Origin of the sequence: Agriterribacter humi (assembly GCF_009192765.1) — a bacterium.
GTDB classification, from domain to species: domain Bacteria; phylum Bacteroidota; class Bacteroidia; order Chitinophagales; family Chitinophagaceae; genus Agriterribacter; species Agriterribacter humi.
On record NZ_VOHQ01000004.1, the window covers coordinates 306,793 to 322,028 of the forward strand.

Sequence of the window (15,236 nt, forward strand, 5' to 3'; positions counted from 1 at the left end):
GAATCAGCAATAGTGTTATTATCTCATTACAAAGGGATAGCGTTGATAATTTTTAAGCGCAATGCCCGTTCCTCTTACCACGCTTTTTAAAGGATCATCGGCTACATGTACGGGTAATTTAATTTTTTGGCTTAATCTTTTATCTAAACCGCGAAGGAGCGCACCACCACCTGTAATGTAAATTCCCCTGCGATAAATATCGGAAGCCAGTTCAGGAGGAGTGGTTTCCAATGCTTTAAGAATAGCTTCTTCAATTTTGAAAATACTTTTATCCAAAGCTTCAGCAACCTCCTGGTAGCTCACCATAATTTGCTTGGGTATACCTGTTACCAGGTCGCGCCCATTAACCGGAAGGTCATCGGGAGGATTGTCTAAGTCTTTCATTGCAGCTCCTATCTGTATTTTTATCTGTTCTGCTGTTCTTTCTCCAATCAACAAACTGTGGTAGCGACGCAGCGCTTCCATAATATCTGCGGTAAATTCATCGCCGGCAATTCTAATGGACTGATCGCAAACAATGCCTGCCAGCGCAATAACCGTAATACCCGTAGTTCCGCCGCCAATATCTACAATCATATTCCCCACCGGTTCTTCCACATCTATACCTATTCCCAGGGCTGCCGCCATGGGCTCATGCAATAAATATACTTCTTTGGCGCCTGCCTGCTCCGAACTGTCTCTTACCGCACGTTTTTCCACTTCGGTAATGCTCGAAGGAATACAGATCATCATCCGCCAGCTTGGGGGAAACAGGGGCTTTTTGGGATAGATCATTTTGATCAGTTCCCTTATCATTAGTTCGGCCGCGTTAAAATCGGCTATCACCCCATCTTTTAAAGGACGTATTGTGCGTATACTTTCATGGGTTTTTTCATGCATCATCAATGCCTTTTTGCCCACCGCAAGTACATTTTTAGGATTATTCCTGTCTAATGCTATAATAGAAGGTTCATTTACTACTATCTCATCGTTATGAATAATAAGGGTATTAGCCGTTCCCAGATCTATAGCAATTTCCTGTGTAAACCAGTTGAAAAGACCCATAATTGATATTGGAGAAATGTGGTTCTAAAATAATGTTTGCAAAGTTGTTGTAAATAATTTGAAATACAACGGCAAAACCTTGATTTTTATTGACTTTGAGGGAAATAATTTTTTTTCATATCTGCGGGCTACCGCTTAATGATTGCTATTTTCCCGGCTGTGATTGTTGCCGGTGGCTGCTTATGTACGCGATTGTCAGTGGGCTATCGCATTTTAATAAAATTCGTATCCTATATCCGAACGGAAATGCATGCCATCGAATTCAACAATATCAAGGATAGCTCTTGATTTTTCAACAGCTTTTTGCAAAGTATTTCCAAAAGAGGTTACAGCCAATACTCTTCCCCCGTTGGTAACTGTTTTATCATCTTCCTGTTTGGTGCCGGCATGAAATACAATAGCATCATCTTCCTGGAGCAAATCCAGCCCATCAATGAGCAGTCCCTTTTCATATTCACCCGGGTAGCCCCCGCTTACGGCTACTATCGTTGCCGTTTGCCTGTTATCTGTTTCCAGCTTTATTTCATGCAGCTTTTTTGCGGCCGTAGCCTCAAACAATTCTACCAGGTCATTTTTTAACCTGGGCAACACGGCTTCCGTTTCGGGATCGCCCATACGACAGTTATATTCAATAACATAGGGGTCGTCTCCTACCTTTATTATCCCAAAAAAGATAAATCCCGCATATTCAATCTGCTCTTTTTTTAACCCGCTGATCGTAGGATCAATGATGGTGCTGGTTATCTTTTGCATAAATGTTTCTGTGGCAAAGGGTACAGGGCTAATAGCACCCATGCCACCGGTGTTCAGCCCTTTATCTCCTTCATCAATCCGTTTGTAATCTTTGGCTTCCGGCAGTAGTACATAATGTTCTCCGTCTGTTAGTACAAATACGCTTAATTCTATTCCGGAAAGAAAATCCTCAACTACTACCTTTTTACTGGCATCCCCAAATTTGGCCTGCTGGATCATCAGTTCAAATTCAGCCATTGCTTCTACATGATTCTGGCAAATGATCACGCCTTTGCCTGCCGCCAGTCCATCGGCCTTTAATACAATTGGCGTGGCATGTGATTGCAGGTAGGCAATGCCGTCTTCATAATTATCTGCATTAAATTCCCTATAAGCGGCAGAAGGGATTTTATGCCGCTGCATAAATGCTTTGGCGAAGGCTTTGCTGCCTTCTAAATTTGCGCCTGCTTTTGAGGGTCCGATTACAGAAATATGCTGAATAGCAGGATCATTTTTAAAATAATCATAAATGCCCTTCACTAAGGGTTCTTCCGGACCCACTACTACCATTTCAATGGTATGTTCAATACAAAATTGTTTTATTCCATCAAAATCTGTGACTGCCAGCTCCACATTGGTACCACAAAGGCTGGTGCCTGCATTACCCGGGGCGATAAATAATTTTGTGCATCGGCTGCTCTGACTCATTTTCCAGGCAAAAGCATGTTCGCGTCCACCGGAGCCTAATAATAAAATATTCATAGCAATAAACTTATAGTAAAGAGTTGCGAAAATAGAACGATGTTGTTTTAAAACTTCATTTTTTTTACAAGCGGAAGTATTCTAAGTAATAGCTGTCCCAAAATAAGCATTATATTGAGGTGCAGATCAGGAACATTACATCCATAAAACCATTGATGAATGAATCAAACAGCTTCAAAGGGACACCCTAAAGGATTATACGTTTTGTTTGCAACTGAAATGTGGGAGCGCTTTAACTATTATGGTATGCGGGCCATTTTAGTGCTTTTTATGACCAAAGCGCTTTTGTTTGATAAAGTTTTCGCTTCCAACCTGTATGGAAGTTATACCAGTCTTGTTTATTTAACGCCCTTACTGGGTGGCTATATTGCAGATCGTTACTGGGGCAACCGGATGTCTATTATTGCAGGCGGACTGGTAATGGCTATTGGTGAATTTATTTTATTTTTTTGCGGGCACCTGTATGAAAGCTCGCCACAATTATCGTCTTTATTGTTTTTTTCGGGGCTTGGCTTTATGATAGCGGGCAATGGTTTCTTCAAACCCAATATTTCTTCTCTTGTAGGACAGTTGTATCCTAAAGGCGATCGCAGAATTGACGCGGCGTATACCATTTTTTACATGGGCATTAATGTGGGCGGAGCTATCGGTCCTTTTATCTGTGGTTTGGTTGGCGATACCGGCAACCCTGCCGATTTTAAATGGGCTTTCCTGGCTGCCGGCATTGGCATGCTGTTAAGTGTGGTGGTTCAGAAATTGTTTCATCATAAATATGTATTAAACCCGAAGGGAGAAGTGCTTGGGCTGGTGCCTAAGGACGCACCCAAAATAGCAACCAGGCCTGTGGTGGTGGTTGGCGGATTGATTTTAATGTCTTTTTTAATGATTGGGCTGCTTTATATAGATGCCAAAGTGGTAAATTATCTCACCTATTTACTTTTAGCTGCGGTGTTGTTTATTGCATTTCTTATTTTTTCCGATAAAACATTAAATGGCATTGAAAAACAGCAGATAGGCGTCATTTTTATCGTGGCTTTTTTTGTTATCTTTTTTTGGAGCGCATTTGAGCAGGCCGGGGCTTCACTAACTTTTTTTGCAGAGGAGCAAACAAAAAGGGATATGGGCTTCTTTGTTGTACCTGCCAGTTTTTTTCAATCCCTGAATTCCCTTTTTGTAGTGGCATTTGCACCGTTGTTCGCGTGGTTATGGATCAAACTGGGCAAGAAGGAACCCGCTTCTCCTACAAAAATGGCATTGGGTTTATTGCTGCTGGCTATAGGATATTTATGGATAGCATTTGGTGTAAAAGATGTGCAGCCGGGTATTAAAGTGAGTATGATATGGCTAACGGGGATGTATATGCTACATACCTGGGGCGAATTGTGCCTGTCGCCTATCGGCTTGTCCCTCGTTAATAAATTAGCGCCTTTTAAATTCGCCTCTCTGTTAATGGCCGTCTGGTTTCTTGCCAATGCCGCTGCCAATAAACTTGCAGGTGTATTAAGTGCATTGTATCCTGAAGCCGGAAAAACCACCTCTTTTTTAGGCTATAAAATGCATAATATGCATGAGTTCTTCATGTTGTTTGTATTTATGGCGGGGATTGCCTCTTTGCTATTATTCCTCCTTACTAAAAAGTTGCAGTATATGATGCACCAGGACAAATAATTAAGTCCTTTTTTTGTACGCAATACTATATATTAAGTCAAACAAATAATGTCTGTATTTTATGGTGAAGAATGATAGCCCGCCCGCCTGGCGACTGAGCCATTCAGGCGGGGCGGAATGCCATTCGGATGGGGGAAAGGTGAAAGAGGTGTCGCTTCTCACGTTTCACGATTGACAAAACACTATAAACTTCAACACTGGCATATGTGGAAAAAACATCCCAAAGCGCTTCCCTTTTTATTTTTTTCAGAAATGTGGGAACGTTTTGGCTATTACCTGATGATCGGCATTTTTACATTGTACCTGAAAGATGTAAAAACAGGATATGGTATGACGGAAGCCGAGTCCGCCGATTTGTACGGTACATTTATCGCGCTTGTTTTTTTTACACCATTTCTGGGCGGATTGATCGCCGACCGCTATCTTGGCTATAGAAAATCTATTATTATCGGGGGGTTAATGATGGGCGTTGGGTACTGTTTGATGTCGGTTCATAATCTTGTGATGCTGTATGTTTCCATGACACTTGTAATTGTGGGCAACGGATTTTTTAAACCCAATATTTCTACACTTCTGGGTAATGTATATTCAACTCCGGCCTATAAAGCACAAAAAGATGAAGGGTATAACATCTTTTATATGGGCATAAATGTAGGTGCATTTATCTGCAATTTCTTTGGAGCTGCACTCTATGTTATGATGGGATGGAGCTATGCTTTTATTGCAGCCGGGATTGGAATGTTTATAGGCGTAGTGGTGTTTTTAACAGGTACAAAGCATTATGCCGCATTTGATATAAAAAAAGGGGTTCAGCAAAGCGATATGTCTTTTACCCGCATTGTTTTGCTGATTCTTGTGCCATCGGTTGTTGCCGGCGCCGCCGGATGGGTATTGCCGGGATTGATTTGGAATGCTACTTTATTCGGTTCACCTTCTACCGATGCATTCATTTTCGCCTGTACACCGGTTATTTATTTTTATACATCATTATATGCCAAAGCCGCAAAAGAGGAGAAGCGGCCCATACTCGCTTTGCTGGCCATTTTTACAGTAGTGATATTGTTTTGGGCGGTATTTAAACAAAACGGTTCTGCACTCAATACATGGGCCGACCGGTATACCAACCGCGAGGTAAAAGGTACTCCGCAGAAGGTTTTTGAAACATTAAGACTTTCACAAACCCTGGTTTACACAAAGGATTCTGTGCCATTATATGATGAACAGTTTCGTTTGCAAAAGGAAGATGGAAAGATCCCCAGAACCTTTGATTATCCTTCCTATTTTAAAAATATGAAACCGGAATCAATACCTGAGCCCCGCGGCAGTATCAGCGTATGGGCTACCAATCTCAGCCAGTCCATTAATCCCGGCTGGGTTATTATTTTTACGCCGCTGATTGTTGCTTTTTTTACCTGGCTTAGAAGAAGGAACCGCGAACCTACAACAGCTACAAAAATTGCATGGGGTCTTTTTATTTCAGGGTTATCGGCCCTGGTAATGGTTGGAGCAGTGTATGCAGGTAATAACGGCGTGGAGAAAGCCAGCACGTGGTGGTTGATTGTAAGCTATGGCGTGATTACGGTTGGCGAGTTGTTTTTGAGCCCTATGGGATTATCCATTGTATCCAAACTGAGCCCTTCACGCATAACTGCATTAATGATGGGAGGGTGGTTTCTCTCTACTTCCATAGGCAATAAACTATCGGGTGTGCTGGCAACCTTGTGGGACGAGTATGATCATAAAGCCAATTATTTCTGGCTCAATTTTGCATTGCTTATGGTGGCTGCCCTGGTTTGTTTTGCTATGCTTCGCTGGCTAAACGCCGTTTTAAAGGAAAAAGGAGTAAATTAAAAAGGATAATATTTTTTGATTTGAAGTAGCGAAATAATCCCGGTTCAGCTCCATAATAAAAGTAACCGGCACTTTTGGCGCCGGTTACTATACACCGCCCCTGTTACTTATTTTTATTTAGACATTCTGTTGATACGCCTGGATTTGAAATGCTCCATCTTTTTTATCTGTTCGGGGGTAAGAATGGATTTCATATCCTCGTGCTGTTTTTTAAAAGCTGCTACAACCTGCTCTTTTTTCTGAGTATCTGATAAAGCTTTGTTGGCACGTATTTCTTTAATTTTTTCCTGGGTACCTGCTCTCAGTGCTTTTAGTTTTGCAGACTGGTCATCTGATAATCCTAAGGCAGATTTCATTTTCTCTGTTCTTCCTTTATCTGCCGTATCAAATTTTCTTTTTCGTTCCGTTCTCATTTGCTGCAACTGATCTTTCTGTTCTTTTGTGAATACATTATCCACCTCGCTACGCCGTTTTTTGTTTAAAGTCTGCATCTGTGCTTTATAATCTTTTACGGTAGTAGTAGCTTCTTGCTTTTTAAGATCGGCTACACCTGCACGGTAGTCCTTATTAATGTTTATTAATTTATCCTGTTGTTCCTGGGAGAGGTTTAATTTTTTAAAATCAGCATGGTGCTGTTTTCTGTGTTTACCGGGGTGATGCCGATATTCCTTAGCTTCTTTCTTACCAGCTTCATTTGTTTTTTCCTGTGCCTGGATGGCTGTGAGCACCAATGAAAGTGCCAGTATACTTAGCGTGATTTTTTTCATGTATGAATAGTTTTTATTGATACATGGTAGACCTCATACTTTTTTCAAAGTTTAACCGTAAAACGGCCGGTTGTATAAAATGCCTGGTTTACTGCGTATGGCTGAGAAAACCATTAACCTTATTTAACGTAAAGAGGAGTAAGGTATGAGGTGTAAGGTATAAGGTATTGGTGTAAAGCCATGAGCCTTGAACTGAAAGCTCAGGGCTCATGGCTCAGTTTCTTATTGTCCCTGCGCCAGGCTGTATGCCTTCTTATCTCCCCACATATTCAGTAACTCGGAGGAGCATATTTTAAAGTTGCCGCTCAGGCTCACATATAGCCCCAATACATCCTGCTGGGTAAGAGGTTCGTCATCAAGGCTTTCAAATCGCACATTGTATAAATTCACCAGGTTGGTATACACAGAGCCGGTAGGCCATACCTGTGTGCCCCGGTTGCTGATGTTCACTAATTTGAATTTAACGCCGGCATGCCGTTCGCATTTGGTAGCGATTGCCTGTGGCTGTTCATCACTTTCTATAAAAAGATCAACACCCACAATATTTTCATCTCCTATTTCTTTTGACACCATCATGGCATTTTGCTGTAGCTTAAACGGAGCAGGTGTACCAGGTTTGTTGGGTACAACAGGCTTGGCATTGAATTCAGGCTTTTTACCGAGATTGTTTATGATCGCATTAGCAAATTCCGTAGTATTTACAGCCGGCGTTGATTTATCCCCGAAATCGCCGGTATGTACGCCGCTTTCTAAAGTATACAACAGGGCATTTTCTATTAGTCCTGCATTTTCCGTTAGCCCCAGGTGCAACAGCATGGATACGCCACTTAGTATTAAAGCTGTAGGGTTTGCTATGTTTTTACCTGCAATATCCGGTGCAGTACCATGCACCGCTTCAAAAATAGAAATATGGTCGCCGATATTGGCTGAGGGTGCAAAACCCAATCCTCCTACCAATCCAGCACATAAATCCGATACAATATCTCCCTGTAAATTAGTGAGCACCACCACATCAAAAGTATCTGGTTTGGTTACCAACTTCATGCACAGATCATCTACAATAATATCATCTGCTTTCAGATCGGGATACGCTTTTGCCACCTCGTAAAAACACTCTAAAAATAAGCCATCTGTTATTTTCATAATGTTGGCCTTATGCCCGCAGCTAACGCGCCTGGCTTTTTTTAATCTTGCCATTTCAAAAGCGTACCTTATCACCTGTTCACTTCCCGGACGGGTAATAAAGCGCCGGCTTAAAGCTACATCATGTGTAAGCATATGTTCAATACCGCCATATGTATCCTCAATGTTTTCTCTTACTACAGTAATATCAATAGGTATTCCCGCCTTCGAAAAAACGGTATCTACTCCGTGTAAGGTTTGAAATACTCTCTTGTTCGCAAAGGTGTTCCAGGTTTTTCGGGCAGTTACATTTATGCTTTTTACCCCTTTGCCTTTAGGTGTTTCCATTGGGCCTTTAAACAAAAGTCCAAGATCTTCAATAGTAAGCTTGGCTTCAGGAGTCATTCCATTAGAAAAGCCTTTATCAAAAACCCATTTCCCCATATCTACAAACCCATACTCAAGAGGAACTTTATTGGCGGCAAATATGCTTAAAGTGGCGTCCATTATTTCTGGGCCTATTCCATCTCCTTTGGCTACGGCAATTTTCATAATTAAAGGTGTTTTATATTAAAAAAAAAATATATGGGGTAAAAAGTGCATTTGATTTGCCCGGCAAAGGTAAACGGGTTTTGAATTACTACAGAAAATTCTCACTAATTCCCCAGCCTGTCATTGTTTTTTGCTACTTTTAAGGCAAACTTTGGTAAGGCAATGGCATCAAAAGTAACGGAAGGGGTGACAGTAACGGTTGAAACATTCTACCAGCCGGATTACAGTAATCCCGTAAGTGGTGAGTTTATGTTTGCCTACCGCATTACATTGCAGAATAATAATGCGTTTCCTGTAAAGTTGTTGCGGAGACATTGGTATATTTTTGACAGCAATGGCACTCAGCGGGAAGTAGAAGGGGAAGGTGTTGTGGGTGTACAACCTCAAATTAATCCGGGTGAGCAATATCAATATGTTAGTGGCTGCAACCTGCGCACAGAAATGGGTAAAATGTATGGTACCTATGTAATGGAAAATATAGCCTCCAAAAAGCAGTTCGATGTTAAAATACCGGTGTTTGACATGATCGTTCCTTTTAAGATGAATTAGCATCTTTTTCACTATAAAAGCCGTATCTTTGCCCATCCGCCTGTAAAATCAATATTTATTGAGCAAGAGGAGAAAAGGTGAGATAGATTTTGAAATTTATTCCCCCAACAAACGTTATTCATTAATTGCACGGTACAATACCATTCATATCAGGAAAAATTAAATAAATGTACAAGGTTACTTTCAATAATAAGAACAAAGTGTTCTTCAATGCGCTAAAGGCAAACGTGGATCAGTACTTTACTGACAATAATATCCAAAAAACCGGTAACTGGAAGTTGTATTTAAAATCGGCGGTGCTTATACCGGCTGCTATATTAATATATCTTTCGCTGTTATTGCTTCCGCTTAACCTTTTTACAGGGATTTTGCTGAGTGGCTTATTCGGATTTACACTTGCCAGTATTGGCTTTAATATCATGCACGATGCCTGCCATGGCAGCTATTCAACCCGCAAGTGGGTAAACGACCTGTTCGGACTTAGTATGAATGCCCTGGGCGGGAATGCATTTTTGTGGAAACTGAAGCATAATATTGTACATCATACCTATACCAATATTGATGGTATTGACGATGACATCAATAATATGCCTTTTATGCGTGAATGTTCCACACAAACCTGGAAACCCATTCACCGATATCAGCAGTTTTATATGTTTTTTCTTTACGGGTTTACTTCTCTTTTTCTGTTGTTTATAACCGACTATATTAAATATGTTACACGTAAAGTATATACAACGCCCTTAAAGCCGATGGATATGAGAGAGCATCTTACGTTCTGGATATCCAAGTTGTTGTATATCGCCATTACCATAGTTATTCCTATAATAGTAGTAGGCTGGCAACCGTGGCTGTTAGGGTTCCTGGTGATGCATTTTGTTTTGGGATTAACCCTTGCAGTGGTATTTCAACTGGCGCACGTGGTAGAGCATGCAGAATTTGAAGTGGCTGGTATTGAACCTAAAAAAATTGAGAACGAGTGGGCCATTCACCAGGTAAAAACCACAGCCAATTTTGCAGCGAACAATAAATTCCTTTCATGGCTTGTAGGTGGATTGAATTTCCAGATAGAACATCATTTGTTTCCGCGCATCAGTCATGTGCATTACCCTGCCATTAGTAAAATTGTTGAACAAACCTGCAAGCAATTTGATTTGCAATATATTTATTTTCCAACATTGGGCTCCGCGGTGGCATCGCACTACCGATTCATGAAACAACTGGGGCAAAAGCCATAATTTGATTATTCCTAAATGGTAATATATAGAAAGGTGACACGTAAAGTTGTCACCTTTGCTGTTTAAATTTGAAACGAACTTTCCTATATTCGATGAATATTTGAATTGGGATGAACACTGTAAAAATTGAGGATACGGTTTTGAATGCATCTGAATTGCCTGGTAATTGCGCAGCGGATGTTAAAAATAATTACAGTTCCCGTTCACTATTACGTTATCCGGGTGGAAAAACAAGGGGTGTAGATTTCATTACACAGTTTTTTCCTCAACGGCTTGACAAACTCTTATCTCCCTTTTTTGGCGGTGGTTCCATTGAACTGGCTGCCGCGTCAAAGGGAACAAAAGTATACGGATATGATGTTTTCTCTCCGCTGGTAGAATTCTGGCAATGTCTTATTGCGAAACCCCTGGAATTGGCCGGGGAGGTTGAAAAATATTTCCCGCTTCCCAAACACAGCTTTTATGAACTGCAGAAAACACAAACCCGTTTCAGAACCAAATTGCAAAGGGCAGCAGTATATTATGTATTAAACCGTTCTTCTTTTTCGGGCTCAACGCTTTCAGGAGGCATGTCGCCGGATCATCCGAGGTTTACTGAAACGGCAATTGAAAGGCTCAGGAATTTTTATAATCCGAATGTTAGCGTTACAAAAGGTGATTTTAAACAATCGCTCGTAAATCATCCGCATACATTCGCCTACCTTGATCCGCCATACCTGATCGGGAATTCTTTGTATGGCAGGAAAGGCGATGCGCATAAGGGTTTTGATCATGAAGCATTGGCGAAGATACTAACACAAAGAGAAAATTGGATATTATCGTATAATGATTGTGAGCCGATCAGGGAAATGTATGAAGGGTTTCATATTCTTACACCCAACTGGAAATACGGTATGAGCAATGATAAAAGCTCTAAAGAGATATTGATCTTCAGTAAGAATTTTAAAATTGAGGGACAGCCTGTTTATTAATTATTAGCAACCTCAATTCTTATTCTCTCTCATATACCTTTTCTCCATTCACATAAGTGTATTGCACCTTGATTTTTAAAATATCTGACGGATCACAATGCATGATGTCGGTATCGGTAATAATAAAATCGGCCCATTTTCCTTTTTCAAGACTTCCTTTTTCTTTTTCTTCAAAACTGCCTTTGGCTGCCCATATCGTCATGCCCTTCAAAGCTTCTTCTTTCGTTAATGCGTTTTCAATTTGAAAGCCATCGGGTGGAAAATGTTGGGCATCTTTTCTTACTACTGCCGCATAAAATGTTTTAAACGGGCTGATATCTTCCACCGGGAAATCTGTTCCAAGCGCTACCCAATCGTTTTGCTGCAACAACAGCCGGTAGGCATAAGCCCCTTTTATGCGTTCGCCGCCCAAACGATCTGCTGCCCAATACATATCCGAAGTAGCATGCGTGGGTTGAACGGAAGGAATTATACTATACCGCCCAAACCACTTAAAATCGTTGCTGTCAATAACCTGTGCATGTTCAATACGCCAGCGGCGGTCGTTCTTATTTTTTAAAATACCTGCATACAATTTAAGAATGGTACGGTTGGCCGAATCGCCAATGGCGTGTGTGCATGCCTGAAAGGATGAGTTATATATTTTTTTTAGCACCTGCTCATAATGATCAGCATTACCAAGCAAAAAACCACTCCAGCCAGGTTTATCATGATACGGCTGCAATAAGCATGCTCCTCTTGAGCCCAATGCACCGTCTGCGTATAACTTAAATCCGTTTACGTTCAGCCGGTCTGTTTTATAAGGACCTTCACGCAGGTAATAATCAAAATTTTCAGGACTGTCCGATAGCAAAGCTACCAGCTTCATGCGGAGCGTCCCGCTCCTTTGCAGGGTATCTATCTGAATAACCTGCCTGCGCAATAAGCCACAATCAACAATAGTGGTTAATCCGCTGGCAAAACAATTATCTTCTGCCTGCGTAAAAGCCGTTCTTAAAAACGGCATGCCAGGTTCAGGAATAATAGTACTTATCCTGTTTATTGCATTGTCAATTAAAACACCGGTTAGCTGGCCTTTATTTACTTCAACGAGTCCGCCTGCAATGGTATCGCCGGGTTGTACGCCTGCTTTGTTAAGCGCTACCTGATTTGCAATAGCCGCGTGACCGTCAATACGGCTTAAAAGGACGGGGTTCTGCGGGAATATTTCATCCAGCCTGTCTTTTACCGGGAAAGATCTATCCAGCCAGTCGTTCTGGTCCCAACCCCTGCCAATGATCCATTGGTCAGGTTGAATTGCTTTCGTTTTTACAAAATTCTTTACCCGCTCTATACATTCATCCCAGCTTTTTGTTCCTGTAAGATCCACTTCCTGCAAGCTCAGCGCATATCCATAAAAGTGAGCATGGGCATCAATAAATCCAGGGTAGATGGATTTCCCCCGCGCATTTGTTATATGATCTGAAGTATAGTGGTTAAGAATATTTTCATTGCTGCCTGTAGCTACTATTTTTCCCCCGCTTACAGACAAAGCCTCTGCTATGTTGAAGTTACTGTCAACCGTATATACTACTGCATTGTGCACAATCAGATCAACCCTGGTTTTGGTGTTACAGGATAGTATACTGCATAATGCAATGAGGATATAAAGCAATTTCATAAAAAGGATTGATCTGATAAAAATAGTACAATATAAAAACAAACAGAAACTGCATACACGGAATTGCGAGCCAAAGGAGATTGTGTTAGCAACAAGCCCACGCCGTCAGGGGAAGGGAAAAAACAAATTTCAAATCTTATTTCGCTTAACTCCTTTGCCATACTTTTACAGTAGAAAAATATACGCTATGTATAATAAAGAACAAACGCAGCAATTGCAGCAACAAACCATTTCTTTTTTGAAACATATGAATAAGGGAATTGATGCACCGGCAATTGATGAATTGCGCAGCGTGCTGCGTTTTCACGAATACCGCTATTATGTGATGAATGATCCTTTAATTGCTGATACGGAATATGATCAGTTATACAAGGCCCTGGAAAAAATAGAAACTGAAAATCCCGGATTGATCATAGCCGGGTCGCCTACTCAACGGGTATCAAAAGGATTGATAAAAGATTTTCCCAAAGTGCAGCACCTGGTACCCATGTTATCGCTTGATAATTCGTACGATGCAGCAGACCTGGTTGATTTTGACCGCAAAGCACGGGAGCTAAGCCGGTTGGAGGTAATGGAGTATTGTGTTGAACCTAAATTTGATGGAGCCAGCATTTCATTGATATACGAAAACGATTTACTGGTACGCGGCGCCACCCGTGGTGATGGAGTAGTGGGAGACGATATTACGACCAATATCCGGCAGATCAGGTCAGTGCCATTATCGGCGAGCTTTTCTTCCTTTGGAATACAGCAAATTGAAGTACGGGGTGAGGTACTGATGAATAAAAATCATTTTAAGGCCTATAATGATATGTTGGAGGACCAGGGCGTAGCCAGGCTGGCCAATCCACGAAATGCTGCCGCCGGTTCATTGCGTATTAAAGATCCTAAAGAAGTAAGCCGCAGAAACTTAGAAGCATTCCTCTATCATATAAGTGATGTAAGTCTTTTGTCAAAGCACGAGGCCCCTCCTGCATTACAAACGCACAGCGGTTCATTAAAAATGTTATGGGAACTGGGCTTCCGGAGTCCCGAAAAAGAAAAGAAAGTGTTTAAAGGGATAGCTGCCGTAGTTGAATATTGCGAAGCATTTGAACAGCAAAGAGACGGGTTGCCCTATGAAATTGACGGTATGGTAATTAAAGTAAACCAGCTTGAAATGCAGGAAAAATTAGGAATGACCACACACCACCCCCGTTGGGCCATTGCCTATAAATTTAAAGCCCGGCAGGGTACAAGTAAGCTGAAGGCAGTAGAGTTTCAGGTAGGCAGAACAGGTGCTGTTACGCCTGTTGCAAAAATTGATCCTGTGCAGGTAGGTGGCGTTACCGTAACCAGTATTTCACTGCATAATGAAGAATATATTAAGGAAAAGAATTTGCAGTTGGGAGATACCATTTTAATAGAACGCTCAGGTGATGTGATTCCGCAGGTGGTTAAATCTTTTCCGGAACTCCGAACGGGAAGCGAAGCGATTATTCATTTTCCGGTATCCTGCCCTGTATGCGCTTATCCCCTGGAGAAACCACAGGATGAAGCCGTATGGCGGTGCAACAACAGCAATAATTGCCCGGCTCAGATTGTAGAGCGCATCATTCATTTCAACAGCAAGGATGCGATGGACATCCGTGGTTTGGGTGATGCGATTGTAAGAAAATTTTATGCCCTGGACTACCTCAAAGATATTCCCGGCATTTATCACCTGCCATTCGAGGCGATCAGGAAGTTAGAAGGCTTTGGGGAAAAGAGTGTAACCAATATGCAGGCAGCCATAGAAGCATCAAAAAAACAACCGCTTCACCGTTTGATATACGGGCTTGGCATCCGTTATATAGGCGAAACTACAGCCAAAGTACTGGCACAGGAGGTAAACCATTTATTGGATTATACCCATTTTAGTGTTGAGCAATTACAGGAAATGGAAGATGTTGGTCCCAAAGTTGCGGATAGCGTATACCGTTTTTTTCATAACGATCAAAACATACAATTGCTGCAACGGTTAGAAGATATAGGATTGCAGCTTAAAAATGAAAAGAAAGAGCTGCACACCAGCAGCACGCTTAGCGGGCAAACCTTTCTTTTTACAGGTACACTCAATAAACTTAAAAGAAGCGAAGCTGAAGCAACAGTGGAAGAAAATGGCGGCACTATTCTTAGCGGTGTAAGCAGTAAATTAAATTACCTTGTTGTGGGTGAGGATGCGGGCTCCAAGTTCGAAAAGGCAAAAAAGATAGCTACTATAAAAATCATTAGCGAAGATGAGTTTTTGAGGATGATCAACGGGGCGGCTAAATAACGGCTTTTTGTAGGGTAACCATGG

At 41.5% G+C, this 15,236-nt stretch carries 11 protein-coding genes; 6 read left to right on the forward strand and 5 right to left on the reverse strand.

The window, feature by feature from the left end; translation table 11 throughout:
* Positions 1 to 18: 18 nt before the first annotated feature.
* Both FRX45_RS10010 and purD read right to left on the reverse strand, forming a co-directional pair.
* Positions 19 to 1,044, reverse strand: coding sequence for a rod shape-determining protein (locus tag FRX45_RS10010; protein ID WP_152268270.1), 1,026 nt, complete (start codon positions 1,042 to 1,044; stop codon positions 19 to 21).
* 213 nt (positions 1,045 to 1,257) lie between these two features.
* Entirely contained in the window at positions 1,258 to 2,538 is a 1,281-nt protein-coding gene (gene purD, locus FRX45_RS10015; RefSeq protein WP_152268271.1) for a phosphoribosylamine--glycine ligase, read from the reverse strand.
* Positions 2,539 to 2,697: 159 nt separating this feature from the next.
* On the opposite strand from purD, the gene FRX45_RS10020 reads away from it, so the two are divergent.
* Positions 2,698 to 4,206, forward strand: coding sequence for a peptide MFS transporter (locus tag FRX45_RS10020; RefSeq protein ID WP_152268272.1), 1,509 nt, complete (start codon positions 2,698 to 2,700; stop codon positions 4,204 to 4,206).
* Between the two features lie 204 nt (positions 4,207 to 4,410).
* Entirely contained in the window at positions 4,411 to 6,057 is a 1,647-nt protein-coding gene (locus tag FRX45_RS10025; protein WP_152268273.1) for a peptide MFS transporter, read from the forward strand.
* A 113-nt stretch (positions 6,058 to 6,170) separates the two neighbouring features.
* On the opposite strand, the gene FRX45_RS10030 is transcribed toward FRX45_RS10025, so the two are convergent.
* Both FRX45_RS10030 and FRX45_RS10035 read right to left on the reverse strand, forming a co-directional pair.
* Positions 6,171 to 6,824 carry a hypothetical protein gene (locus FRX45_RS10030; RefSeq protein ID WP_152268274.1) on the reverse strand — a complete coding sequence of 218 codons (654 nt, stop codon included), beginning with the start codon at positions 6,822 to 6,824 and terminating at the stop codon, positions 6,171 to 6,173.
* 222 nt (positions 6,825 to 7,046) lie between these two features.
* Complete coding sequence (locus FRX45_RS10035; protein ID WP_152268275.1) at positions 7,047 to 8,498, reverse strand: isocitrate/isopropylmalate family dehydrogenase; 1,452 nt, start codon at positions 8,496 to 8,498, stop codon at positions 7,047 to 7,049.
* Between the two features lie 162 nt (positions 8,499 to 8,660).
* On the opposite strand from FRX45_RS10035, the gene apaG reads away from it, so the two are divergent.
* The 3 genes from apaG (at position 8,661) to FRX45_RS10050 (ending at position 11,256) form a co-directional block, all read left to right on the forward strand.
* The gene (gene apaG, locus FRX45_RS10040; protein ID WP_152268276.1) at positions 8,661 to 9,047 is read left to right on the forward strand and encodes a Co2+/Mg2+ efflux protein ApaG; all 387 of its coding nucleotides are present in this window, start codon (positions 8,661 to 8,663) and stop codon (positions 9,045 to 9,047) included.
* A 167-nt stretch (positions 9,048 to 9,214) separates the two neighbouring features.
* Positions 9,215 to 10,285, forward strand: coding sequence for a fatty acid desaturase family protein (locus FRX45_RS10045; RefSeq protein WP_152268277.1), 1,071 nt, complete (start codon positions 9,215 to 9,217; stop codon positions 10,283 to 10,285).
* Positions 10,286 to 10,395: 110 nt separating this feature from the next.
* Positions 10,396 to 11,256, forward strand: coding sequence for a DNA adenine methylase (locus FRX45_RS10050; RefSeq protein ID WP_152268278.1), 861 nt, complete (start codon positions 10,396 to 10,398; stop codon positions 11,254 to 11,256).
* 19 nt (positions 11,257 to 11,275) lie between these two features.
* Here FRX45_RS10050 and FRX45_RS10055 read toward each other — a convergent pair whose 3' ends face one another.
* Positions 11,276 to 12,916: an amidohydrolase gene (locus FRX45_RS10055; RefSeq protein WP_152268279.1), complete on the reverse strand. Its 1,641-nt coding sequence runs from the start codon at positions 12,914 to 12,916 to the stop codon at positions 11,276 to 11,278.
* A 187-nt stretch (positions 12,917 to 13,103) separates the two neighbouring features.
* Between FRX45_RS10055 and ligA the strand changes: the two genes are divergently transcribed.
* Positions 13,104 to 15,212, forward strand: coding sequence for an NAD-dependent DNA ligase LigA (gene ligA / locus FRX45_RS10060; RefSeq protein WP_152268280.1), 2,109 nt, complete (start codon positions 13,104 to 13,106; stop codon positions 15,210 to 15,212).
* The last annotated feature ends 24 nt before the right edge of the window (positions 15,213 to 15,236 follow it).

What these genes read in the sequence shown, in the direction of transcription:
- FRX45_RS10010 (WP_152268270.1), bottom strand. Translation starts at nt 1,044, where the DNA reads ATGGGTCTTTTCAACTGGTTTACACAGGAAATTGCTATAGATCTGGGA.
- purD (WP_152268271.1), bottom strand. Translation starts at nt 2,538, where the DNA reads ATGAATATTTTATTATTAGGCTCCGGTGGACGCGAACATGCTTTTGCC.
- FRX45_RS10020 (WP_152268272.1), top strand. Translation starts at nt 2,698, where the DNA reads ATGAATCAAACAGCTTCAAAGGGACACCCTAAAGGATTATACGTTTTG.
- FRX45_RS10025 (WP_152268273.1), top strand. Translation starts at nt 4,411, where the DNA reads ATGTGGAAAAAACATCCCAAAGCGCTTCCCTTTTTATTTTTTTCAGAA.
- FRX45_RS10030 (WP_152268274.1), bottom strand. Translation starts at nt 6,824, where the DNA reads ATGAAAAAAATCACGCTAAGTATACTGGCACTTTCATTGGTGCTCACA.
- FRX45_RS10035 (WP_152268275.1), bottom strand. Translation starts at nt 8,498, where the DNA reads ATGAAAATTGCCGTAGCCAAAGGAGATGGAATAGGCCCAGAAATAATG.
- apaG (WP_152268276.1), top strand. Translation starts at nt 8,661, where the DNA reads ATGGCATCAAAAGTAACGGAAGGGGTGACAGTAACGGTTGAAACATTC.
- FRX45_RS10045 (WP_152268277.1), top strand. Translation starts at nt 9,215, where the DNA reads ATGTACAAGGTTACTTTCAATAATAAGAACAAAGTGTTCTTCAATGCG.
- FRX45_RS10050 (WP_152268278.1), top strand. Translation starts at nt 10,396, where the DNA reads ATGAACACTGTAAAAATTGAGGATACGGTTTTGAATGCATCTGAATTG.
- FRX45_RS10055 (WP_152268279.1), bottom strand. Translation starts at nt 12,916, where the DNA reads ATGAAATTGCTTTATATCCTCATTGCATTATGCAGTATACTATCCTGT.
- ligA (WP_152268280.1), top strand. Translation starts at nt 13,104, where the DNA reads ATGTATAATAAAGAACAAACGCAGCAATTGCAGCAACAAACCATTTCT.